This is a genomic window from Pseudoalteromonas obscura (assembly GCF_030135505.1).
In the GTDB taxonomy this organism is placed as follows: domain Bacteria; phylum Pseudomonadota; class Gammaproteobacteria; order Enterobacterales; family Alteromonadaceae; genus Pseudoalteromonas; species Pseudoalteromonas obscura.
Map to the genome: position 1 here is coordinate 1 of NZ_JASJUT010000008.1, position 24,179 is coordinate 24,179.

Genomic DNA, 24,179 nt, shown 5'->3' on the forward strand with positions numbered 1-24,179 from the left:
AAGCAGTCTGTTGAAACCTATAATCAGAAAAGGCCACACACAGCCTTAAAGTACAAAACGCCCGATGAAATTCATCGAGCGTTTTGACATAAAAAGTGTCAACCCATACTAGGATGGGTCATAGCACTGGCTAACTTTATTTCAGTCCAAGTTTCTCTAACTTGCTTTCAACGTCTTTATACCTCAATAAACTGCAACTACCAAAGCCCGACCTTTGCCTAAATTTGTTTGCTGTTGACATGGGTGTAGTCATACCCGTTAAGAAGCGCACTAAAATGGCTGGTGTTGCTTCCACCCCGACTTGTGTTAAATGGTTTTTAAGTCCATAGATGTCATCTTTTAGCTGTTGCTCATCAGGAAAAGTAGGTTCTTGGCTATAGTGCAGGTGTGCAGCAGTTCCTCTACAGACACTGCAATGGCCGCAGTTTTGTGGTACTTGTTCATCATCAAAATATCGCGCTAAATTATTAGATAAGCAGTTTTGCAATTCAAAAAAGCGCAGCATTGCGGCTATTCGCTTGACTTCACTTTGCTCTTTGTCGGCGAAATAAGTACTTAGCTTTGTAGCCAGATCTGGCGCGATTAATTTTTCTGTATCAACTTGATATACTTGCATCATGCGTTTCGACTCGAGCAGGATCATACCCTGCTCATGCAAATAATCGAGAGCCGCTACCACCCGACTTCGGTCTAGACCTTGGTTCACTAGTGCAGTCATATCTACCGTCCCCCACACTTTTTTAAAGTGAGTTTGGGAAAGTATCTGCTGAATAAAGCTTTGTCGATTGGCGTCAAACGAACTCAGCACTTTGCTTTCTGTGTGTAACCATTTAAAGCGAAAGTCGGCGTAAAATGCATATTTTGCTTCTAAGACGCCGAACAGCTCGAGCTGAACCAAGGCTGTTTTCAATGCCAGCAATCGAATATTGGTGGTTTTAGATACGCTCAGCTCTTGCATTTCCCACAGGCCTTGCTCTGTAGATGTACTAATTTCATTGATCAGTAATTCAATATTGCCAAGCTCTGGTGTGTCTGCGTAAACAAAGTTTTCAAGTGTTGAGACACCATCGAGATTTGCCAAAGTAATACATTGTGATGGCTCTCCATCTCGCCCTGCTCGACCGATTTCCTGACTGTAGTTTTCGATAGATTTTGGTAAATCATAGTGGATCACGAATCGAATATCCGACTTATCAATCCCCATACCAAAAGCAATAGTTGCAACAATTATACGCTTTTCATTGCGCATAAATTGCTGCTGAATTTGCTGCCTTAGTTCGTCTTTTAATCCGGCATGATAGGCCACGGCATCAAAGCCTGAAGCTTGTAATTGTTTTGCCAGTTGCTCTGCTGTTTGTTGCAGTGTGACATAGATAATTCCGCTATCTCGTCTGTTGGATAAAAAAGATAAAATAGTTGGTAGCTTGTCACTTTCAGTACTCCCGTGAATACTGAGGTCTAAATTTGAGCGATAAAAGCCAGTTTGCACAATATGCGCTTCGCTAATGGCAAACCTTTGTGCCATATCACGTTTAACCTTTTTTGTTGCGGTTGCTGTTAATAACAGCACTAACGGAATATTAAGCTCACTGCGAATTTGCGGCAACTTCAAATAGTCGGGTCTAAAATTATGCCCCCACTCAGAAATACAATGCGCTTCATCAACCACTAACATAGAAATCGGTATCTGCTTGATAAAACCTCTAAACCGCTCATTTTTAAAGCGCTCTACGGACACCATAAGGATCTTGATCTGACCTTCTCTTACACCTTGCATTACGTTTTGAGACTGTTCAAATGATTGTGTCGAGTCTAAGCTCGCAGCTGCTATACCTTTTTTATTCAAAAACTCGATTTGGTCTTGCATTAAAGCAAGAAGAGGAGACACCACTAGAGTCACGTGTGGCAAATGCAATGCAGTGAGCTGATAACAAAGCGACTTGCCAGATCCAGTAGGAAAAATAGCCAAGCTTGATTGCCCATTGATCAGCTGCTCAATTGTTTGTGCTTGTCCAGCTCTAAAAGAGGGGAACCCAAAGTGTGCTTGTAAGCTTTGTTGTATATCTGCTAGTTGCATTTATTTATCTCATTAAAAACGGCGGGTTTATTCACCTGCTCAGACATTCAAGGCCGATCAGGTAATTATTCGGTACCGCTGCATATCATACCAGCAATGACGGCAGCTTGTTTCACATATCATTAAATTCATAAAATCCATATGTTCTGCCGCTACACATCAAGAAGCAGCAGCAATTAGATATTTTCCAATTGAAATCATAACGCTTTTTCTAATATCCTCTCGCACTAAGCAACAGCAATAGAAGACGTCAGCTACAATGGACAAGGAGTATTTCATGGCACATGTACGCACGGCCAAAATGACAGACATACAACAAATTCACTACTTATCCAATTTTTTGGGTTACGAAAGTGCTTCAATGGAACAAGCCCAACTGCGGCTTGAGTATTTACTTGAATCAAGCAATGACGATGTATGGGTTTTTGACCAAAACGGTCGAGTCGGTGGTTGGATACATGCCTTCAAAGCCCATCGTGTCGCATCCAAAATGGTATATGAAATCGGTGGTTTGGTGGTCGACCCTCAAATAAGAAACCAGGGCATAGGTAAACATTTGGTCGAGCACGTCTATCAAGTGGCGATTGAACAAAACACCGAGCTCAGGGTCAGATGCAACTCAAAGCGCATTGAAACACATCATTTTTATCGAAAGTTGGGGTTTTGGGAGTCTAAAACGCAACATATATTCACTAAAAATTAGTTTGATTACAATGAAGCCAGAAATACACGGTAGGAGTGTGTAATGGGTTGAAAGATACATTTTAGTTCGGGCATACTAAACTGGCTTTGTTTATCATAGAAAGGAACAATGCATGTCTAAATTACAAAAATCGGCCCATTTGGGTACCCATAATCACCTTGTTCGTTTAGCAGTGCTATCATCAAGTATGCTACTTTTAGCCGCCTGTACTTCTACTTCGGTAACAACGCAGGAAGTAGCTCAGTCTGCCACTTCATGTGTTGGCAATATAGACAACCACCCCGGTCTTACTGCTGTCCCAGACGCTTCGATACCAAAAGGTGTTGTATTACCAGCGGAACAAGGTGGACTATGCAAAGGTCAAGTTTTTGTAACTACAAAAGAAATAACTATTTGGCGTGCTTGGAATAGCGAATACTCAGGCTCAAAACTCGGTAAATGGTGGACATTTGACAAGCCGAAAGGCTCCATTTCCAAATATCGTAGAGACAATGTAATTTGTCCGAGTTACTCACCACTCGACATGCTCGTTAGCTGTAAAATCAAAGTCGGTACCCAAGTGGTTATTGGTCCAGGACAAAGCGCAAAATGTAGTAGCTATTTCAGCTACCCTGCTTCAAAAACCAATCAAATATACTTAGCGGACGCTCAGAGCTCGACCGCAGAGTGTCAATCTTATGATGGTCGCTTCTCTTGGCGTTCAGAGCCCAAGCAAATCGTTAAAGCAGCCGAATCATTATGACATATGAGTATATAGGGTGAAGCGTGCCGTACACGCCTCATCCCATGCAAATATCGCTACTACCTATTTAAATAACCAATACGGTTTAGCTCATCCGCTTTATGTTTTAAAGGGTCTTGCACTCTGCACTGCCCTTGCCCATTTTCAATGAACTTTGTCAAACCCTCATGCCCTTCAAGCTCTGCGACATCTATACAGCTGTTGGCGATAAGGCGGGATTTTAATAGTTGAGGGTCAAAAGAAGTGCTATCCGTCTCAGACATTAATTTCGCCTGCTCATAAAGCGCATAAGACGTAGCAACCGGAGTTGTCCAAGAAGACCCAAAAGGTGACATCTCGGCTTGGTATCTCATCCCTAAAATATCAGGATCGAACTTTGGAGTACTGTTTGTTGCATGACTGCCAGTGCCATTTTCGGGTACATATCCAACATTGATATATAAGTCGATACTTTCATTGCCATTAAAACTGTCTTCATTATCAACGAATACTTGTTGCCAACCAGATAACCCACCTTCAGTTATACTCGTGTCTTTATCACCTGTGGAGTATTGAGAAACACGCACTCTATTAGAGTAGTTGATCAGGTCCAGCTCATCTTGGCTTTGCGTAGCAAACTCGTTTCCAGCATGAAATGCCAACGTATTTGGCGATTCAAATAACGCGTCATAAACAGGCTTTATTGCATTTAAAAATTGCACGCGCTGCTCTGTATCAAGCGCATCACTACATCCGTTGCCACTCAAAGCATTGCCAACACTATCCAGAGTAAAGCCGCCAGAGTAATTTATATATTCAACTTCATGGCTGTCGATAATATCTGCTTTGAGCGAGCTCGCAGCACTTTGCATATGCGCCAAAAACGCATTCAAGTCAGCGGAACACAGCTCATCTTTGTGCTGTGTAAAGGGGGTAAATGAAGACGTGTCAATTAGGACAAATTCAGCTTGTGGATTGTGCTGTGCTAAATAACCAAACACTTTAGTACCATGACTAAAAAACGCTCTATTGGTTACTCTGTCAAACCGGTCATCGGGGACCACTTCTCTATATTTGGCTGCCAAATCTGATAGCCAACTCGCTGGCAAAAATGCGTCTTGAGGCTTGGCGAACTTCTCATCGGTGAAGGTAAAACTGTTAATGTCTTGGAGCAGTTTTACACCCAATTTAGATAAGCTAATCTGTGGGTTGTCAGTAATAAATGTCTTAGTTTGAGGATCATATTTATAAGTAGCTTTAACTCGGGGGCGATAACGCAATGCCGAAAGAAAGTCCATTTCATAGTCTAAAACAAGTATTGTTTGTGTTTTTTTTGTACGGTCTTGATTAAATTGTCCATCGCTAAACTTCACCGTTTGGACTTCACACAATTCATGGTTTTGTGGCACTGTCGTACAGTCAATGCCCTGTTCATCTATCCAAGCAATAGAATCAGTCACAAATTGTTTTCCTTGTGTCTCTATCACGTCCATAAACACAGTGGGATCAGGTTCTGGTTCAGGCTCCGGTTCAGGCTCCGGTTCAGGCTCCGGTTCTGGTTCAGGTTCCGGTTCTGGCTCTGGCTCTGGAGTGGGTTCAGGATCAGGTTTAGGATCAGGCTGTACAGCCACAGGGGGAGGATCGATTGGTGCAGGCTCAGTGCTATCACTCCCTCCACCACAACCTGTGATAAGCAGCGACAGCGACCCCACTAACAAAGCGCCTGTTTTCTTAAACATATAACTCTCCTTAGAATAAAAATCTTTGCTTTGCTGTTCCTCGAAAGCAAAAATCACCTTTTATAAACACTTAATTAACAATTTAAGGTGTAACTATATCATGAATAATCAAACAGGCACTACGCGATTACAATTTAATACAAAATGATTTCTCTGTGATTATTTTAAATATCCCTGCTGGTTAAGTGTATCCAAACGATACTTTAACGGATCTTGCAAACGGCAATGTCCATTTCCTGCATATATAAAGTCAGACAATGCGAAGTTTATGAAATGTCCGCCATTATCATAACAATCTTGTGAAATTAAAGTTCGCTTCAAATATGCTGGATCAAAACCCCACTCCATTTGGCTCTGAATTGCGATTGCATAAGATGTAGCAATAGGAGCAGCCCACGAAGATGAAGGGAATTCCCAATCTGCGCCATATCTCATTCCGTAAACATCAGAAGCCATTTTAGGTGTACTATTTGTCTCCCAAAAAGCGCTTCTGCCATAGCCAAAATTGATATACATGTCTATATATTTGTGTCCGTCAAACTCAGACGTGTGATTAACAAATACATCCTGCCAACCAGTCTTTGCATCCTGTGAAATCTGAGTATCTACAGAGCCAGTTGTATAAGACATCACGCGAATGCGATTTTGATAATCAATTACATCAAGTGGGTTTTCACTACTTGTCGCCGAAGCAGCCCCTGCATGGATCCCAAGAACACCATAGGTACTAAACAATTTGTCATATACAGGTCTAATACTCTGAACGAATCTTTTCGCCTTGCTATTACTTAAACTGCCACTACATTTATTACTTGCCCAAGCGGTCTGTACATCTCTTCTTTCAAACCCACCTGAGTAGTTTATATACTCAATGTCATTTACTTCAATGATATCTCTCAATAATGAACCCGCAGCGCGTTCCATTTTCACATAGAACGCATCTATATTACGGCTGCAAATGTCATCTTTGTGCATGATAAAAGGAGAAAATGTACTGGTATCTATGATCACAAACTCTGCGTCAGGGTTGTGTTGTGCCAAATAGCCAAACACCTTAGTGCCATGGCTAAAGTGCGGAGCACCTGTTTCATGATCGTACTTGTCCTGACTTGCTGCTCCCACATACTTGGCAGCCAAGTCTCCTAGCCATGCGGCAGGTAAAAAACCAGGTTTGACAGCACCAGTATCTTGATCTGTATATGTAAAGCCATCGATGTCACTTAATACTTTTTGACCAAGTCGAGAGATCGAAACCGACGGGTTATCTGCCACAAATGTCTGAGTGTCCGGATCATATTTGTAGGCTGATTTTATACGGCTGCGGTAGCGCAATACAGTCTGAAGATCCATTCCATAATCCATTACCAGTATAGTTTGTTTGGAACTCGTTCTGGATGGGTCAAACTCACCGTCATCAAAGTACACCTTTACAGTGTCACACATTGGGTGCGAATTGGTATTTTGCTCACAACTTATTCCCTGCTCATCAATCCAAGCTATAGAGTCTGCAATATGTTGTTGCGCATGAACTTTTAATGGGTGAGGTTGTGGTGTTGTCGCATGCGCTGCAAATGCACTTAACAAACCCAGCGCGGGCAAAAACTTATATGTGTTACTCATTTCAAATTTCTCCTTTTGAAACATACGAGTAGGCTATTCGAATTAATTTAGCTTACAGAAAGTTAAGACTGCTTTTTAAACAGCTTTTGTACTATCTCAATTGTTTCATCTACACTTTTTTCGCGACTGATTATCGAACCAAATTGGTTCGCATATATTTTTCTAACGTCATTGTGAAAGTCATCGAAATAACCAAGTTCCATCATCACCATTTCAGGCGATGCAATCACTTGCTCGTCATCGTAAGTAGAGATGGACGCGTATACTAAATCCTCAAGATCAAGATCTCTGCGCTTTTCAATTTCTCCACCATTTGCCAGCTGCTCGCTCAAATTGCTCGCTAACTGGCCTGTCGCTTCGTAAAGAGGACCCGGTTCACCAGCTTTCGCTAGTTGATCTAGCAAACGAATTGAAAATACTCTGACTAAAGCTTGTTGTTCACCAAATGCAGCTTCGGCATGTTTAAAATCAATCAAACTTTTTTGCGCAATTTCGATCATTTCAGGGTTATGCAATAAATCTTGCATTTCTTCGTTAATAAACGATGCAGAATTAAATTTACCGACAGACAGTTGCATCCGTTGAAAAGCGGTTAGAAGCTGCTCTTCTGTTGTTGCAACCTTGGGGTCCGCTTTTGGTATTTTTGTGTCAATATCTGATGTAAGTTTTTTATCTAGTTCATCTAGCTTGTTAGTGTTTACTGTATTTTTATTATCGTGCTGTACTACATTTGCGACGCTGCTTGTATTAGTCTCACCATCTGCAAAATTGTCACTCCAGCCTAGCCAGAATAATGTAGCGGCAACAGCAGCGACTCCAGCAAAAATGACGCCCTTCTTCATAATATGTAACCTCCTAAACAGCAATTTTTATTCAAACCCTGAGCCATAAGTAAAATTGCGTTTATTGTATTGCGTGTTCGTTAATGCTTTATCTGCCAAAACGGCAAACACCAGCAAGTTGTTCTGTAAATAAATCAATTACTGGATAATAACCATTGTAGCGACCCCACAAACCCGCATTGTTTGAAATTTTTCCATTCAATATTGCCCAATCAATTCTTTCATAAAGTGGGTTAGGATCAGGACGATAGGCGCAGCGTCCACCCATATCGGAACGCTCAGCTAAAAGCTTATACTTCTCCAGTGTCGCAGCTGAGCTCGGCGTCACTTCATAACTACAGATTGAAAAAATTGATTTATCGTAATAATCAATAACCGGGTAATACTTAAATTGTTTCCCCCAATCAGCCGCATCAGCAGTTATTACGCCTTCGCTACGAGCCCAATCTATTCTTTGCCTAGCTGATGACTCAGAAGGCTTACTCACACACCTGTTGTATAACGCATTATCAAAATAGGCCTGATAACGATAGTTTGCAGTATCTATAGCAGCTTGAGCTGACATCGAAGATAGAAAAACTGCTGTTCCAAGCAATACAGGAATTGATTTCATGGCATTTATTCCAACTTAATATGATTGAAAATAGAAATGATTAATATAAAAAAGGAAGGCCTGAATGGCCCTCCCTATGCATCAATAAATTATTGACGAACGATAACTTGACCTAGCTCAGCTTGAAGCTGGTTTTGCCAAGTTAAATCACCAACTAGGATGTCGTTAGCGATGATGATGTGGTTAACAGCTTCAGCACCACTTGTCTCAAAGTTGTAAACATCTTGGTTAGTCGCTTCACGAGTGATAGCAGCAACTGATAGCTCAACGCCGTCTGCACGAAGCATAGTTTGACCAGCTTCTACATCTTTAGCAGCTACCATAGTACCGTCACCTAAAAGCATACCGTGATGTTGAGTTACTTTAAGCTCAGAACCATCTTCAAGAGTGAATACATATAGTTTTGATTCTTCAGAACCTTGAGTACGTGCTTTCATTTCAAATGTTTCAGTTGAAAGCGCGCTTAGAGAAGCATCTTTAGAAAGAGCTACTAAGCCATATGAATTGTCAACGTCTTTCGCTTCAACATCGACTACTTTACCGCCTTTAGTTACACGGATAAGCGTACTAGCTTCGAAACAACCACATTTACAAACAGCACCAACTGTTCTGTCATAAAAATCAACAACTGGGTAGAAACCATTCGCTTTACCCCACTCACCAGCGCGAGCAGTGATATAACCTTCACGAACAGCCCAATCGATACGCTGTACACACTCTGTAGCATTAACTGCTTTTTTCGCACAACGGCCATGAGCAGCATTATCTGTTGTTGCTTGGCTCTGATATGCAGCTATGTCCATTGCAGCTTCAGATTTAGCAGCGAAAAACGCAAGCGCAGCAGCAAAAAGAATTGTCAAAGTTCTCATAAAAAGGATTTCCTTGTAATTGATTTTAACTAAAGTTTATTTTTCAGCATCAGCTTTTAGAGTGACATTGTTAAATGCACTATAACCATAAGCTGATATGTACCAAGTGCCGCTTGCCGGGTTGGCAACAACACATGATTCGTTTGATGTACCAGGGTTTTCAGAAGCGCAATCGTTGTCGATTGGGTAAGGTGTTTGACCATGCTTGATATATAAATCAGCATCACCAGAACCACCTGACAAGCTTGCTACTAACTTCGTTGTACCTGCTGGCACATTGAATGCGAACGTTCTAAAGTCACCAGAGTTGCCACTGACCACTTCAACTAGACCATCACTAGGGCCACCATCAAGTTTTGCGTAAACTAGCTTGTTTGGTGAGCCTGCAACATTAGAAATTTTATTCGCAGATGCATTGTTGTTGATCGCTGCTGTAACTTGAGCAGGATTTAGATTAGGCGTTTTAGCTAGGTGTAAAGCTGCTACACCAGCAACGTGCGGAGATGCCATTGAAGTACCGCTGATTGTTCTTGTCGCTGTATTAGAGCCAATCCACGCCGATTTGATTGATGAACCTGGAGCGAAGACGTCGATACACTTACCATAGTTTGAGAAGCTTGATCTTGCATCATTGACATCTGTAGAAGCAACAGTAATTGCTGAAGGTGCACTAGCTGGTGATTTTGAGCACGCATCGCCTCTATCGTTACCCGCAGCAACAACAAACGTAACACCGCGATTAACTGCCGTTTCTACCGCATTATTAACTGCTGTAGATTTACCGCCGCCTAAACTCATGTTAGCAACAGATGGACCCCTAGCATTTGATGCAACCCAGTCGATACCAGCGATAACACCAGCATATGAACCTGAACCTCGGCAATCTAGAACACGAACGCCAACTAGGTCTACCGCCTTAGCTACACCATATTCAGTACCACCAATAGTACCAGCAACGTGCGTACCGTGACCATTACAGTCTTGTGCTGTCGCATCGTTGTCAATGAAATCGTAACCGTTTCTAGCGCGGCCACCAAAATCGTTGTGGCTGTTTTGAATACCGGTATCAAGTACGTAAGCAGTTACACCCTGACCATTGTTTGCACCAACATATTTTCTATCAAGTGGCAAATCTCTTTGGTCGATACGGTCCAGACCCCAAGTCGGGTTGTTTTGAAGTGCACTAACATCTGAAACCTTTGGATCGATTGTGAATGTCGCATTTTGCTCTACAAACTTCACATCAGGGTGTGAAAGTAGTTTTACTAGCTGATCAGAGTTTGCTTTGATGGCAACACCTGACAAATTATCATATTGATACTCAACTTCGACACCTAATTCAGCGCTTAGTTTTGACGTCAAAGAAGTAGTGAATGCAGCTCTTGCTGATACATCAGCATTAATAAAAGTTGAAGGGGTATTATACACAACAATATAGCTATCTTTCACAGCTTTAGTACCAGCTGAGTTGCTATAAAATTCTGCTGCTTGGGCTGTAGAACCAAGTGCAAGACTCAATAAAAGCGGTGTTACTTTCCTTCTAATCATGATTTTTCCTTATTATTTAAATGAAGTTAATTAGAAATCACATCAACTAAAAAACTAAGAAATAATAGAATGCACACTACTATCAAACTTCAGACATACATACGTTCAGCTCTTAGAGACGCTATAGTTACATACAAAAAAACAAAATAACAAAAAACAAGAACGCCCAAAAAAACATCAAACACAATCCTATTTTGCAAAACAATTATTTTTTATTAGCTTATTTATCAGCAACTTAATATACAAAAAAGGAAAAACCCAAGAACTAGGATAAAAACACCAATGTAAACAAATCGAATAACACACCATTCACAAAATGATAATATACAAATAATCACCACAATTACTTTATCTAAGTTCCATAACCTTGCAAAAAAGCTAATTAAATCCAAATAAAGGGGTACAATAGGCGGATAAAAATTCGTTAGTGAACTATGCTGAATAAAACTTTTTACTCTGAATATGAATTTATGCATAACAAATAATTATAAAAAAAATACCCACAATATAGGTTGTATAATTTGATTCAGCCTATGCGAGGTTTTTGGCTCTATTTAACAGTGATTTCCTACAAAAATTTGTACCTAATTTGCATAATCTGGGGTTTAAAAATTTAGAGCAAATTAGGTATAGTGCGAGCGACCGTTATCACCAAGACCCGTTTAAGGTACGATCAGTGCGTTTTTGATTACACTGGTGTTAATAATGTAATCTTGTGAGGGGCATAAAAATGAGGTAATAACGCCATGAATTGTACACAGCGCACCGCCCATCGCTGTCACTCTGGCCGCTGTAATTGAAATTAACACTTTGGGAGAGATGGCTAACACAATGATTCTAGATAGAACTTTGCGAGCTAGGCTCACTTTTCGCTGCCAAAAAAGAGAGATTAAGTCTAACTAAATCTAAAGAATAAAAATGACGCCACTTTTAATAGATAAAACATCATTATTTTGAATAGTATAACTATTAACCTATGAGTTTAAACATAAACCCCGCATTTTGTCATATGCTTAATAATCAGGAAATAAGCATAAATATTTCAGCTTAACTAACCAAACTCAGCCCCATCACATTATATATTCCCTGAACACACACCTACGAACCCAATACAGGTCCTTTATGAAATTAATAAGGTAATTACTAAATATGCGCTTAGAGCGTATTACAGGCCGAATTAAAGACCATTTATACAACCTTTCCAGGCAGAAATGATCAACAACTGGCATATGAAACAACCAGAAGCCCCACAGGCTCAAGTAAAGGTACTAAACAACTTTGCTTCTTCACTGGCAAATACTTTTGTCTAAATGGTGGCTTACTTTACTTCTGCGTTATTTCTTTCCTAACTTATAAAAACTAGGGCAAACCCACAGGACGCAAGGTCAATGCTTTAAAATTCATGATGCCTTCAATGATTTATTTGCTAACACCGTACTTTGAGCCGTTTGTGCTACAAACTTTAGGAAGCTATCTGTTGTCGTACTGGTCAATGCCACTCAGGCTTTTTTGCCAGTTAGCTCACCTGTTGGATTTTCCATTTCTTTCTCACTGAGTTGGACAAAAACAACTAGGCGACCTTTCACGTCAGTAGAAAATTTTCAATGCTTTTTGACTAATTCTGGTTGCTTAGCCTGAATCTATGACATCACTGGACAATCATACCTGCGACTTTAAAGAGTTGACCTTCTAGAGGCAGTTCGAGCATTGCCTCCATAAATTTATGCATAGATTTTTCGTCGTCCAAACCTATTTTAAGGAAATGCCGAATTGTATAAGACTTCATAACTAAGCTAACGCCCTGAGTTTGCTCGATGTTTGTGACTTACATCAGCTTCAACTCTGTTTCTGCGCCTTATGACGTAACTGTTTTTAATGTGGAAGTTTTTATCATTTCAATAGACATCACGTAGCACTTTTCAAGCATAAAGCAATGACTTGTTTATCCGAGACTTTTCGCTAATACCAGGGCAGCTTTTTCAACAACAGCTAAGTATTCGAACAAACTCATCGGTAGAACCCAACCATCGCAAGGATCTTCTTTAATCATAAATCAGGACGAAGTGCTACTCCGCCCCAATGAAAAGAGTACAAGTAGCCGTATTGAGTTTAGCTCAAGCGAGTCAACTGTTTACTCATACTCGTCGCAAAATACGACACCCTAATTGCCAGATAGAAGTTCTACTTTTACATCTATCCAAGCACGCTCGGTCCCATCTACACCCCCTTTAGCCGTAGGAGTAATTCTAAAGCCCCCCCAGTGATCGGTATAACTTTTGCCAATTACTAACTCAGAATCAGTTTGGTCATCCCCCCACCACCCCGGCGTTTTTGAGCCCGGCGTCATGTCTAGTAAATAAGAGGTGGTTTTCCAAAAACGAGCATCTTTTTCATTTTCGAAGTAACCCTGTAAGTTGATTAGAATACCGTCTTTTGTATTCGGGTAGTTTTGATTGGTTGTACGATACTCAAGCCAATACGTATAAAGTCCGTTTCCAGATTTCAACCTAAGTCCAATATAGCCAAGGTCATTTCTAGCATGGTCAAACGCATAAATACGATACGTACCCGAAGAATTTATAATAGGCACATCACTGTCCGTTAACCAACGAAAATAGTGCTTATATAGCAAGTTGTATGATTGCAAAGAGTGTGCCCCCATACCCATCATGCTATAGACATTTCCATAATTTAGGCTTTCCTTATCATAGTCATGATCGCCAATAACTCGCCCAGCACCCGCTTCAATCGCTTTTGCATGTCTAAGACCAAGTGCGTGACCAAGCTCGTGCGCGATAACGCCAGGAGTATGATGGTACAAACTAATCGAAGGCGGTGCTGCGCTCGAGTTGAAATTGCCGACTTGCGGCGCCACCATCATAACAACAGTTGCTTTACCTGGATTGTCTGGGTCAACTCCGCGATTTTTCACTTCAGCTTGCCATGCCGCACGCCATGCAAAAAAGTCATTGTCAAAGTCTCGCTTGGGACGGTTAATCGTGATCACAGGTTCAGATACATCATAATAAACCGAAAATTTTCCATACGATTGTTCTGTATAGTACTGGACCGTTTTTTCCAAGTCCGCCTGCATGGTGCCCCACTCCAACGGCGTATCACTAAATTGGAAACGAAAGACTTTTAAGTTCACATAGTCATACTCATAGCGATCATCTCTATCAGGAGGAGTAGTACTGTCTACAGTTCGACAAGAAGTTGCCCCCAAGTCAACGACCAATGAAGCACCTTCGCTAGCGCCATCAATGGCTATATAACTCCAGTAATTGCTTGGATTGCTAATAACAATACATTCGCCATTGCCCGCTTTCACGGAACTGGGGTCACTGCCATCTAACTTTGGCCAAGCGCCATTTTTAGCGTACAAGTTAAGGTCCCCACTTCCATAACCTGTTGTGATCGCATAGCTATCTACATTACTTGTGTTACCAATACTCAAATAAGTACGGGATTTGTTTGGTAAGCAAACTGTTTGACCATTTAGAACTGTTCTACCTAAAAATGGGTCTTGATTTTGGCATGCATTGTCTAGATTTGCGGCCAAAGCGGCACCTTGATTTGTGGCACAATACACCGCTAACACAGCGCCATACTTCCATAAATTTACCTTCATTGTTGTATCCTTTGCTTTAGTTACTGACACGGCTCTGTGCCAGCAATTAAAACATAGAACAAATTTTATACAATATATAATATATTTTATTCATTTTTTGAAAAGTAAATTAACACCCTTATCTCTACTTGTTTGGTTCTACTTTCATTACAATGTTGAGGATTCAAAATTGTGATTTACACTTAATACAAAGCGCTATGTAACTTTGCGAAAGGTATTCTTATTCTCAAACTAAAAGAACGCTTTGGCGCGCTCACCAAAGCACAACCCATATTAATTAACCGATACCCTACCTATGCTGCTTATTTATTTATAGTTACAGCAGCTGTTCTGATCTATTACCCAATACGCTATGCACTTGATCATAGGTATGGTTTAGCAATTGCAGTGGTCATTGTTATTGCTGCATTGCTATTCACAGCAGTGCGATTGTTTCAAGGCCGCTTGAGCGTTTTAAAGTGTTTACTACTGAGCACCGTACTTGGCAGTACGCTCATTTATTTTTCATTTCAGTCTCCGATTATTACAGTGATATGGCTCCCTGCATTTTTAGTTGGGGTATTTATGGTGTTTCCATTTAAAATTGCCTGCTTAACCAATATCACTTTTTGGCTGATCATTACCTATCTCAACTTTATCCATCTACATATTGAAATCGCGTTAAGATCTGCTATGTCGTCAGGCTTAATCATGTTGCTCACTGCCGTGATAGTGAAAACATATAACGAAGCCATTCATGCCGCAGAAAGCGTTGCAACAAAAGATCCGCTAACAGGCGCATTGAATAGACGTACTTTAATTGAAAACATTGAACTGGAGTCTGAACGTGTCACTCGCTACGGGCAAACCTGCTCTATCATCATGATAGATTTAGATAATTTTAAAACGTTGAATGATAAATTGGGGCATGGGGTCGGCGACGAAATGTTGGTTAATTTTGTAAAGCTTATAAGTCAGTACACTCGAAAAAATGACAAACTGTTTCGCTTAGGTGGCGATGAATTTATGCTCCTTATACCCGGTATGGATGCACAAACCGCACAAACTTTTATTGCTCGCATTCAAAACCTTGTTCCAGCTCAGCTTACCGTTGAGCATGTGGCACTGGGAATGAGCTTTGGTGTATGCGAAATAACAGCTGATACAGCGGTAGAGCAACTATTAGAACTTGCTGATCAAGCACTTTACCAAAATAAAGCCCAAAGAAAGAAAAAACAAAAAGATAGTTGAAACCTTCTGATTTACATACTTTTATTCTTAAACAAATTTAAAATATGAATAATAAAACCTGAAAACAAAAACTTTTTGTTTACTTTTTGTCATCAAGTAAATAGCATGAATTGGCAGTTTATCTCAAATAAGGAAATAAAAAATGAAAGTACAATTAAAAAAGAAAAATTTAAAAACACTAAATGAGAGTAACCAACTGGCGCACAATGCAACACCACAAGTTGCGGGTGGAGAATACTCAGTTTACCCACAATGCCGCCCATCAAACCCTGTTATTTGCTATACATATGGCGGCTGGCAAGGTTGTGTACCTAAGTAATAAAAGCACACTCTAGCGCTTTTTATACTTTGAAATAATACTGTCGGACTCATTGTCACTGTTCAATGGAACTGGCAGTATTTTTATTATTGTTTAACAATCAAGAGAATTTGACTCCAGAATATTCTGTGTATTGGTTTATAACCGGACTATGAAGGAGGTAAGGTCCTTTTAGGTATTGATATATAGAAATAAATTAAGCTCATGCAGTCCAAGTAACTAAGTACTTCCCTCCAAATTAAAGTTATCACATATTTGAACCTGCTATTCATAATTGTCGAACAAATAACAAAGCCAAACTTGCTTTCGGAGTAAAGGAAGGTTTTAAGTATTTATACATAAACATATTAACCTAGCTACTTCCTTTGTTAGGATGACCCCCGTATTAGAAATTAACATATTTACAAACCCCATATCTCCAAGTACCTTATTTAGAGAATAAGTCAATTAAGTTATTAAGGAGAATAAAATGAAACTTGCCATCTCTAAAAAAAAGATCAAACTTTTGAGCATAGATAAAAGTACACTGGAAAACTCAGTAACCGCCCAAGTTGCAGGTGGATATACCAATGGTTCTGGCTGCTCCGGCCTTCTTTTTTGCGGTACAAGCCGTTGCCCATCACAACACATTGAGTGTGAAACTATGATCTATTGTTAAACTTTCTTAATGGGTAACGCTAATTAACACGCTTGATAACTGTGGTGGTTTTAAATTTGCTGCCATTTTAACTGGCTGAGTTAATCAGCACAGGAGCAACTGCACAAATACACTGTAGCACGGCCCCCTATTTATGTTGCCCACATCACGCTTCACATGGCTGACCCCTTATGAAGCGCCTGTTCAAATTTCGTTTTACACCAGCTCTATCTCTAAACACCCCAACAGCCGAATAGCCTCGAAACGATCGAACTTCGCTTTTTTAAGATTATTGTTAAATATATCAATATCAAAATCGGTTGCATGTGAAAAGTCTGCTCCAGATAAGTTTGTGTCGTAAAATACGGACCCTTTCAGATCTGAGTGAGAAAACTGAGCATTACTAAAATCTCCATCCCTAAAATCAACATTCCGAGCTACACAGCTATCTAAGACAAAGTCCTGTAGTGACAAACCATAGAAGGAGCTATCATTGATCATGCAATCGTAAAATTTAATTGGCGAACTAAATACAAGCCTAGGCCACGCAACTTTAGTCCAATCAACACCAATTACTTTTGAATCACGAATTACAACATCAGAGAATTTACTGTACTCCAGCCTTAGCATGCTTAAATTGCATTTTGAAAATTCACAGTCAATAAAAGTACATCGGTTGAAAGCCGCCTCAGAAAAGTTACAACTTAAAAACTTACATCCCTCGAACGTCTTTGAAACTATCTTTTCTCCCGAAAAGTCCGCTTGTTCAAAGGTTGTATCCCAGTATTCATTCTCTTCACTAATACTCAAAGTCCTTCCTCCATATTCAATGATGTCTAATTTTAAATTAGCTCCGTATGATTTGATACAAAGTGTAGTAACCATCATACCCGTTGATATGACGAGATAAGTTATCACTTTTGGGTGGCTAACTATTTAAGGATGCAATGTCCATTTGTAAACATTATCTGCACTCTATTCACCAGTGTGAAAATAGGACCATTGCTACAATGGCTTTTTAATACACTTGGCTCTGTCATAACCTCAATAGGCCAATGCACAAAAATCATATTTATGCCGCTGACGCGAATATATTTCAATTCCCAGCGCACAACATACTCTCTGTGAGAAATGAAGCAAGTCAATAAGGTATCATCTCAATAATTTCATACAGATACCCCCTAACTCTTGCTATTTTTACGATGCCCTTTTCAAAGTCTCTCTTTGTATTGAAGTGACGACAACGGCATGCTTTGTGAATGAGTAACATAGCCCTTGATATCTTTTAATCCTAAATGGATAACAGGGTCGCTCTTTTGCCAGTCAATTTCAATGAACCCATAATTCACTTGCGACGTGCTCTCACCAACGCGGTGTTTATTTGGGCTGACATCTTTCCACTTTTGAGTTAACCCTGAGCTCGTTACCTCCCATAAAGGATAACCCAGTTTTGTTTGATATTTTGATAGTTCACCCCAGTGGGTGTCACCACTTATCATGATCACACCACCTATTTGATGCGTTTCTATAAAATCAAATAGCCTTTTTCGATCAGCTGGAAAATTTGCCCAACTCTCCCACCCTGTAAAATCTGGGATCAACTGCAAACTAGAGGAAATTATTTTCACCTTAGCCGGCTTTAAAAGCTCTTGCTCTAGCCATTGCCACTGCTGCTCTCCTAGCATAGATTTAGTATCGTCAACAGGCCTATAAGGTCCTTTATTGTTGAATAAGCTTCCAACCCAGTAACTCAATGTACCTACCGAGTTGAGCTGTGGTCGATTCCAACGTAGATCGGGCATGATAACTTGAACACTTTGCTCACCTTCTCCAAACAAGTATGAAGTATAAATTCCTGAATCACGTGTGCGCCTCTGGCTTTCTTTTGGCTCTTGCCAAAAATCCAGCATTATCTGTCGCGATTCCTCCTTAAGTGGGTACTCTTCTCCTGCATCATTTTCGCCGTAGTCATGGTCGTCCCACATGGCGATGACAGGAGTACGCTTTCGCAGCGCCTGAAACCCAGGTTTGCGCGCCAACTTTTGATACTTGGCTTTTAACTCATTCATGTTTTCGGTGTCGCCGTATATATTATCTCCCAAGAATATAAATAGGTCAGCTTGTTCTTGATTGATGGCGTCAAAAATTGGAATCGCTTTATCTTGATGGCTGCATGACCCAAAAAGAATTTTATCGAATGAGCTAGCCGCGTAGAGACAACTAGAAAAGCAACTTATTGCGAAGATAAAAAAGTGAAGAAAGCGTTTTATATTCATCATTATAAAATTTCTTGTGGTTTTATGCTTCATAACTTCATATCCCACAGCAAACACATTAGCTGTTTACCATAAAAATAAAGAAGTCAGCAGATATTGTCGTCATATGAACGAATAATCTATGGCATCGAGAAGAAGATGAGCTACACAGATTATCGTATAGCTCAGAAGTTTGTTGCGCAGCATAGTATTTAAGGCGAGTTATGTAACATGGTCCGTGCTTTCGCGGTGTACACAACAAAATCAAACCTATCGACTAATAAAAACATCCGTTTCAACTGCACAACATTGAGATTGGTGATTGGTAGTGTTTTACAACACCACACCCACTCTCTTTAAAAACGTGTTTGGAAGTTAATTGCAGCAGTTCGAGGCGCACCTATCCAACCTCCCCAGCCACCAGCCACACTGCCTATGTAGCTCTTATCAAACAAGTTGTTTACTGTAAGTCTGATAGAAGCCCCCTTTAAGGCTGAATCAAAATTTTCTAAGTCAACAGCAATATATAAGTCGCTTACCGCATAAGCGTCAATACGCTGAGTATTGTCTGCATCCATCCAGCGCTCACCGATCCATTTGGTTGAAAGCCCGGCTGAGTATATGTCTGACTGCCAATCTAAAGACAACACAGCCATATCTTCAACTGAACCAAACACCGTATTACCTGCTTTAATATCTACCGTACCATCTGTGTACTCTGAATCATTGCTGGTATAAGACAGGTATACCGATAGAGCTTGGTTGGGGTAATAAGTCAGTGACGCCTCAACTCCTGAGGACTCAATCCCCCCAGTGTTGATGTACTGGCCACTAGTACCGACAAGATAGTCATTACCTGAAGCAGATTCAGGCGCTACGAATGTTAATCGGTTTTCAAAATCAATGCTGTAAAGTGTGATACTCGCATCAAAGTCTTGGTTGTCATAACGAATACCCAAGTCCATGTTTTCAGCTGTTTCAGGTTCAATATTGCCTAATGCCGACGCATCCGCTTCTAACACCTGATCTTTTATCGCCGCAAAGTTTTCCGCATAACCAGCAAATACTTCTAAGCCTTCAACAGGCGTATACCAGACAGCACCAGCTGATAACAGCGTGTCGGAGTCTGAATTTACCGATTTATCAACGCTAGTGAATTTATCGTGGCTGTCTAAATCTACTAAGTACTTTTTAACGCCAGCGCGCACTGTCACACTTTCCATCTCTACTGAGTCTTCAAGGTACAACATCGTTGTGGTAACTGGATAAGTACGGTCATACTGGATCCAATACGGTGTGTGGTCAAAATCAAAACTGCTCTTTGAATCGATGATTTTGTGCCAGTCTCGGTACTCTGAACGCTCATAGTCTTCGTACCAAATTCCACCACGTACTATGTTGGTGTACTCTCCAATTTGCGTTTCCCACGTAAGGTCGGCATTTATGCCGAAACGCTCTTTTTCGTAATGGCTGTTGCGATATGATCCAACAGGGCGTGCGCTTGAATCGTAACAGTTAGGATCATACTCTGCATCTGCACCACCATAAGGGAAAGTAATAGAGCTCTCACATCCTTTGGCTGGCGTCAGGGATTTCCCATCAGCACCTACAAAATAAATTTTACCTAATGAACTGCCGCCTTGATATGTCGTACCAGACACCAATTCGCTGTGGCCATTGGCACCGTCGTGATTAACATCAACGATATAAGGTGGTACCCAGTCACCACGGCCTTCATTTTTGTGGAAATACGCATTGGCCGTTACCTCAACTTCACCGATCATTGTGTCAACCTCAACATAGCCAAATAGGTTTTCGCGCAGCGTAGACCAACCACGGCGATACACTTGATCAATATAAGGAATACCTGTCCACTCACCGGTTAGTCCATCGGACTCAGGGTTCTGTTTAAAGCTCTCTAACGACACTCGTTGATAGTTATCTTCATGCACGTCGTCGTACGAAAGGTAGGCTGTGATCTCTAAATTACTGTCCATGCCTTTGACAAATTTAGATGCAAAGTGATCGCGTTTATTCTCGGCAGTTCCCGTTATCCAGTCACTGTTGCTCGAGTTTGAATAGCTAAACCAGCCATAGGTATCATCCATAACCTCGCCTGTTTCAACACGCATATAGTATTTTTGCGCGTCAAAATTAGCCAGTGACAGGCTAGCTACAATGCCTTTTTCCGTTCCTGGGTTGATAGTTGTAAAGTTTAGGGTACCGCCCAGCGCTTCATTTGAGCGTGAACCGATATCAGCAGTACCTTGAGAAACTTCCACAGCCATTAAATTTTCAGTGTCGATATAGCGGTTTGCCTTAGCACCACCACCGTAATTCGAGTTACCATTTGAGATACCGTCAATGGTAATACCGACTTGTTGTTCATCTAGACTTAACTGAAAGCCTCGAATCGACACAGTTGTTGACCAATCATCAGAGCCAAATGTATCACCTTCGTTGATAAGTACACCAGGCAGATTATCGATCATCGCCATCGCACTGGTCATGGAAGACTGTTGTTTAAACATCTCTTCAGACGTTGCATTATTAGCGTAAGAAACACTCTTTCCAACGACCATGATCTCTTCGATCTGTTGATCTGCTTTAGCCTGATCATCTTCTGCCAACACAGGAGCCGACAATGCTGTTGCCACAGCCATTGCTAGCATAGATATTTTTGTAGAGCCTGTAGAGTATAAAGTTTTCATTATAATTCCCGAAAGTGATTGGTACATACCAAAAATACGAACGGGCGAAATCTTAGTGCGAGTGCATTACAATGGTTTTACAGATTTATGTAATATTTAAATAATTGGTATGTACCAAAATATCTAAATCTATAAACATGGCTTGTTGAGTGCTTTGTAATGTGATAACAATAAATTAATAAAATACAGATAAAAAACTGATAACTTATGAGCAACGTTTGTTTCGCCTATGTACATGTGCGTGAGGCCATTAGCCAACAGATCATTGAACAACACCTCACAGGTAGCTTACCTTCGGAGCGAGAGCTCTGTGCGACCTATGACGTTGCTCGTTCTACACTGCGCCAAGCCCTTGGGCAACTTGAACATATGGGGTTAATATATAGAAAAAACCGCAGTGGTTGGTTTGTGTGTCCACGCAAACTGAAATATGACCCAATGCAACATACTTCATTTTTGCAATACACTACTGCTCAAGGGTTCCAACCCAGTACTAAATTAGTTGAACAAAAAAAGCAAAAGCCCTGTAAAGAAATAGCCGCAGCACTTGAGTTAGATGCCCGCACGAGCTTGACAAGTATTCTGCGCGTACGCTCAGTCGACGGGAGGGCCGTAGTCGTTGAAAACCTCAATTTTAGCAACAAACACCTACCTGATATTGACAAGCACGACTTGTCATTGTCCATCAGCATTTTACTCAAGAATACCTATCATCAACACGATGTTTTATATGATGTGACAGTCGAGTCATGCTGTTTATTTAATCCGATCGCACAATTATTAGATACCTATGACGGAGCGCTTGGACTCAAAGTCACCCGGATCGTCAGAGACAAAGATGGCATAGCTTTTGAGTTTGATCGTGAATTTTGGCGTCACGATGCACTAATGATAGAAAACAAGGCCAAGCTACATTTTTAGAATTTGGAGTTTTGTAAAACAACTGACATAAAGTCAATTTACACTTTCCAAATTCGAAACAGCCCACCAATTGGTACATACCAAAAAGGGGCGTACCAATTAGAGTGTCTAATGTTCAGTCACTTGGGCAAGCAAATTCGTACCCATATTGATTCTAGTACAGTACTATTTTGTATCTATACAATCATTGCTGCGTGCAGTACTTATGCCTTTATGTATGGGTTCAGAAAACCCGTTGCTGTGGGCTTATTTCAAAGCGCAACCTGGCTAGGCTTATCACTAAAATCCTTATATCTGACAGCTCAAATCTTGGGCTATGCACTGTCCAAGTTTATTGGTATAAAAGTGATTTCTGAGCTACGAAATCAAGGCCGTGCCAAAACCATCATCTTCCTAGTTTTAGTAGCTTGGCTTGCACTGCTGGGGTTTGCTATTGCACCTGCGCCATGGAATGCATTATTTATGGTATTGAATGGCCTACCTTTGGGCATGGTTTGGGGGGTAATTTTTAGCTATTTGGAAGGTCGAAGAGTAACAGAAATATTGGCTGCGGGGCTGTGCGCTAGTTTAATTATTGCGTCCGGATTAGTAAAAAGCCTCGCCAGTATTCTTATTTTAGACTTCGGTATTACCGAATTTTGGATGCCATTTGTTACTGCAACCCTCTTTTTACCACTGCTATGCTTCACCGTATGGATGCTCGACCAAATCCCGCCTCCCAATCAAGATGATATTGCCGCGCGATGCGCCCGTGTGCCAATGACTAAAGCCGATCGTATAGCACTGCTAAAACTGCTGGGTTTTGGTCTTACGATGTTGATTATCGGCTATATTCTATTAACTATTTTACGAGATCTACGAGATAGTTTTGCCGCCGACGTGTTCAAAGCAACCGGTCACGAAGGTTCGCCAGCGCTATTTACTATGACTGAGCTTCCAATTGCGTTAGTTGTTCTGGTGATTATAGCGCTATCAAAGCTCGTTAGATGTAACCACACTGCTATGATCATCAACCACTTACTGATCTTTATTGGCTTTACAATTACGTTACTAAGCTCAGTTGCATACCAAGCTAGCAATTTGAGCACTGTCAGCTGGATGGTTTTAAATGGCATTGGTTTGTACTTAGCGTATGTACCATTCACAACCAACTTGTTTGAGAGACTTATCGCAACGTTTAATCGCCCTGCTAATGTCGGTTTTCTGACCTACTTAGCTGATTCATTTGGTTATTTAGGTACCGTTGCAGTGATGGTTTATCACAGTTTAAACAGCAATGCTTCCGACTGGAATACTATTTTGCGTGAACTGGGAGTTTTAACCGGGGCAATAGGCTCGCTATTGACACTTATTTCACTAGGTTACTTTATTTACAAAGAAAAAGCCCTTAAACACAGTGTGCAAATTACACAAGCTCAAACCTATAAATAAGCTGAGCTCACCAATAATTTATGTTTACCCTCACTTCGATTAAATGGCTCTAGGAAGCATTATATAGGGTTTTTGAACTATATTCTGATAACCTTACCAACCCAGAATGATATATATCGTGTTCTAATCAACCAATTTGATATTGTTTCAATCAAGCACTTTTCAAAAAATGATAGAAACTTTAAAACCACAAAAACGTAAAAAATAGTTTAATTCGGCCTTAAGACCCTAATTGTCACTGCTAAAAAACAAAAGGCTAAATTTAATCAAATAGTAAAGTTAAAGCGTTATTAAATACAAAACATGCCAATC

At 40.6% G+C, this 24,179-nt stretch carries 20 protein-coding genes; 8 read left to right on the top strand and 12 right to left on the bottom strand.

The features are described 5' to 3' along the window. Window positions 1–87 (top strand): integrase core domain-containing protein (locus QNM18_RS17200; RefSeq protein WP_284136834.1); only part of this gene is annotated, 87 nt, incomplete at its 5' end. Window positions 88–136: 49 nt separating this feature from the next. Here the strand turns inward: QNM18_RS17200 and QNM18_RS17205 are convergent. Beyond that, complete coding sequence (locus tag QNM18_RS17205) at window positions 137–2,077, bottom strand: RecQ family ATP-dependent DNA helicase (protein WP_284137923.1); 1,941 nt, start codon at window positions 2,075–2,077, stop codon at window positions 137–139. 277 nt (window positions 2,078–2,354) lie between these two features. On the opposite strand from QNM18_RS17205, the gene QNM18_RS17210 reads away from it, so the two are divergent. Next, window positions 2,355–2,780 (top strand): GNAT family N-acetyltransferase, encoded by a 426-nt coding sequence (locus QNM18_RS17210; RefSeq protein ID WP_284137924.1) that lies wholly within the window; start codon window positions 2,355–2,357, stop codon window positions 2,778–2,780. Window positions 2,781–2,892: 112 nt separating this feature from the next. After that, the gene (locus tag QNM18_RS17215; protein ID WP_211008524.1) at window positions 2,893–3,522 is read left to right on the top strand and encodes a hypothetical protein; all 630 of its coding nucleotides are present in this window, start codon (window positions 2,893–2,895) and stop codon (window positions 3,520–3,522) included. A 59-nt stretch (window positions 3,523–3,581) separates the two neighbouring features. On the opposite strand, the gene QNM18_RS17220 is transcribed toward QNM18_RS17215, so the two are convergent. The 8 genes from QNM18_RS17220 to QNM18_RS17255 form a co-directional block, all read right to left on the bottom strand. After that, on the bottom strand, window positions 3,582–5,240 hold the full coding sequence (locus QNM18_RS17220; protein WP_284137925.1) for a hypothetical protein: 1,659 nt from the start codon (window positions 5,238–5,240) through the stop codon (window positions 3,582–3,584). Window positions 5,241–5,399: 159 nt separating this feature from the next. Next, window positions 5,400–6,860 (bottom strand): hypothetical protein, encoded by a 1,461-nt coding sequence (locus tag QNM18_RS17225; RefSeq protein WP_284137926.1) that lies wholly within the window; start codon window positions 6,858–6,860, stop codon window positions 5,400–5,402. 62 nt (window positions 6,861–6,922) lie between these two features. After that, window positions 6,923–7,702: a hypothetical protein gene (locus QNM18_RS17230; protein ID WP_211008521.1), complete on the bottom strand. Its 780-nt coding sequence runs from the start codon at window positions 7,700–7,702 to the stop codon at window positions 6,923–6,925. Window positions 7,703–7,790: 88 nt separating this feature from the next. Then, on the bottom strand, window positions 7,791–8,315 hold the full coding sequence (locus QNM18_RS17235) for a hypothetical protein (RefSeq protein WP_211008520.1): 525 nt from the start codon (window positions 8,313–8,315) through the stop codon (window positions 7,791–7,793). Between the two features lie 89 nt (window positions 8,316–8,404). After that, on the bottom strand, window positions 8,405–9,184 hold the full coding sequence (locus QNM18_RS17240) for a Hint domain-containing protein (RefSeq protein WP_211008519.1): 780 nt from the start codon (window positions 9,182–9,184) through the stop codon (window positions 8,405–8,407). A gap of 36 nt (window positions 9,185–9,220) precedes the next feature. Further along, window positions 9,221–10,732, bottom strand: a complete 1,512-nt coding sequence (locus QNM18_RS17245) for a S8 family peptidase (RefSeq protein ID WP_284137927.1) — start codon at window positions 10,730–10,732, stop codon at window positions 9,221–9,223. A 662-nt stretch (window positions 10,733–11,394) separates the two neighbouring features. Then, on the bottom strand, window positions 11,395–11,598 hold the full coding sequence (locus tag QNM18_RS17250; RefSeq protein ID WP_284137928.1) for a hypothetical protein: 204 nt from the start codon (window positions 11,596–11,598) through the stop codon (window positions 11,395–11,397). A 1,295-nt stretch (window positions 11,599–12,893) separates the two neighbouring features. Continuing rightward, window positions 12,894–14,363 carry a PPC domain-containing protein gene (locus QNM18_RS17255; protein ID WP_211008517.1) on the bottom strand — a complete coding sequence of 490 codons (1,470 nt, stop codon included), beginning with the start codon at window positions 14,361–14,363 and terminating at the stop codon, window positions 12,894–12,896. A gap of 387 nt (window positions 14,364–14,750) precedes the next feature. Between QNM18_RS17255 and QNM18_RS17260 the strand changes: the two genes are divergently transcribed. From QNM18_RS17260 to QNM18_RS17270, 3 genes are all read left to right on the top strand, one after another. Continuing rightward, window positions 14,751–15,593: a GGDEF domain-containing protein gene (locus QNM18_RS17260; protein ID WP_211008516.1), complete on the top strand. Its 843-nt coding sequence runs from the start codon at window positions 14,751–14,753 to the stop codon at window positions 15,591–15,593. Between the two features lie 142 nt (window positions 15,594–15,735). Next, window positions 15,736–15,912 (top strand): hypothetical protein, encoded by a 177-nt coding sequence (locus QNM18_RS17265; RefSeq protein ID WP_211008515.1) that lies wholly within the window; start codon window positions 15,736–15,738, stop codon window positions 15,910–15,912. A 469-nt stretch (window positions 15,913–16,381) separates the two neighbouring features. Next, a complete protein-coding gene (locus QNM18_RS17270; RefSeq protein ID WP_211008514.1) occupies window positions 16,382–16,570 on the top strand; it encodes a hypothetical protein in 189 nt (62 codons plus the stop codon). A gap of 195 nt (window positions 16,571–16,765) precedes the next feature. On the opposite strand, the gene QNM18_RS17275 is transcribed toward QNM18_RS17270, so the two are convergent. The 3 genes from QNM18_RS17275 to QNM18_RS17285 form a co-directional block, all read right to left on the bottom strand. Further along, entirely contained in the window at window positions 16,766–17,359 is a 594-nt protein-coding gene (locus QNM18_RS17275; RefSeq protein WP_284137929.1) for a pentapeptide repeat-containing protein, read from the bottom strand. Window positions 17,360–17,760: 401 nt separating this feature from the next. After that, window positions 17,761–18,828, bottom strand: a complete 1,068-nt coding sequence (locus QNM18_RS17280; protein ID WP_284137930.1) for an alkaline phosphatase D family protein — start codon at window positions 18,826–18,828, stop codon at window positions 17,761–17,763. Between the two features lie 332 nt (window positions 18,829–19,160). Then, window positions 19,161–21,515, bottom strand: coding sequence for a TonB-dependent receptor (locus QNM18_RS17285; protein WP_211008511.1), 2,355 nt, complete (start codon window positions 21,513–21,515; stop codon window positions 19,161–19,163). 207 nt (window positions 21,516–21,722) lie between these two features. On the opposite strand from QNM18_RS17285, the gene QNM18_RS17290 reads away from it, so the two are divergent. After that, entirely contained in the window at window positions 21,723–22,436 is a 714-nt protein-coding gene (locus QNM18_RS17290) for a UTRA domain-containing protein (RefSeq protein ID WP_211008510.1), read from the top strand. 111 nt (window positions 22,437–22,547) lie between these two features. Next, window positions 22,548–23,867: a DUF5690 family protein gene (locus tag QNM18_RS17295; protein WP_284137931.1), complete on the top strand. Its 1,320-nt coding sequence runs from the start codon at window positions 22,548–22,550 to the stop codon at window positions 23,865–23,867. Window positions 23,868–24,179: the final 312 nt, after the last annotated feature.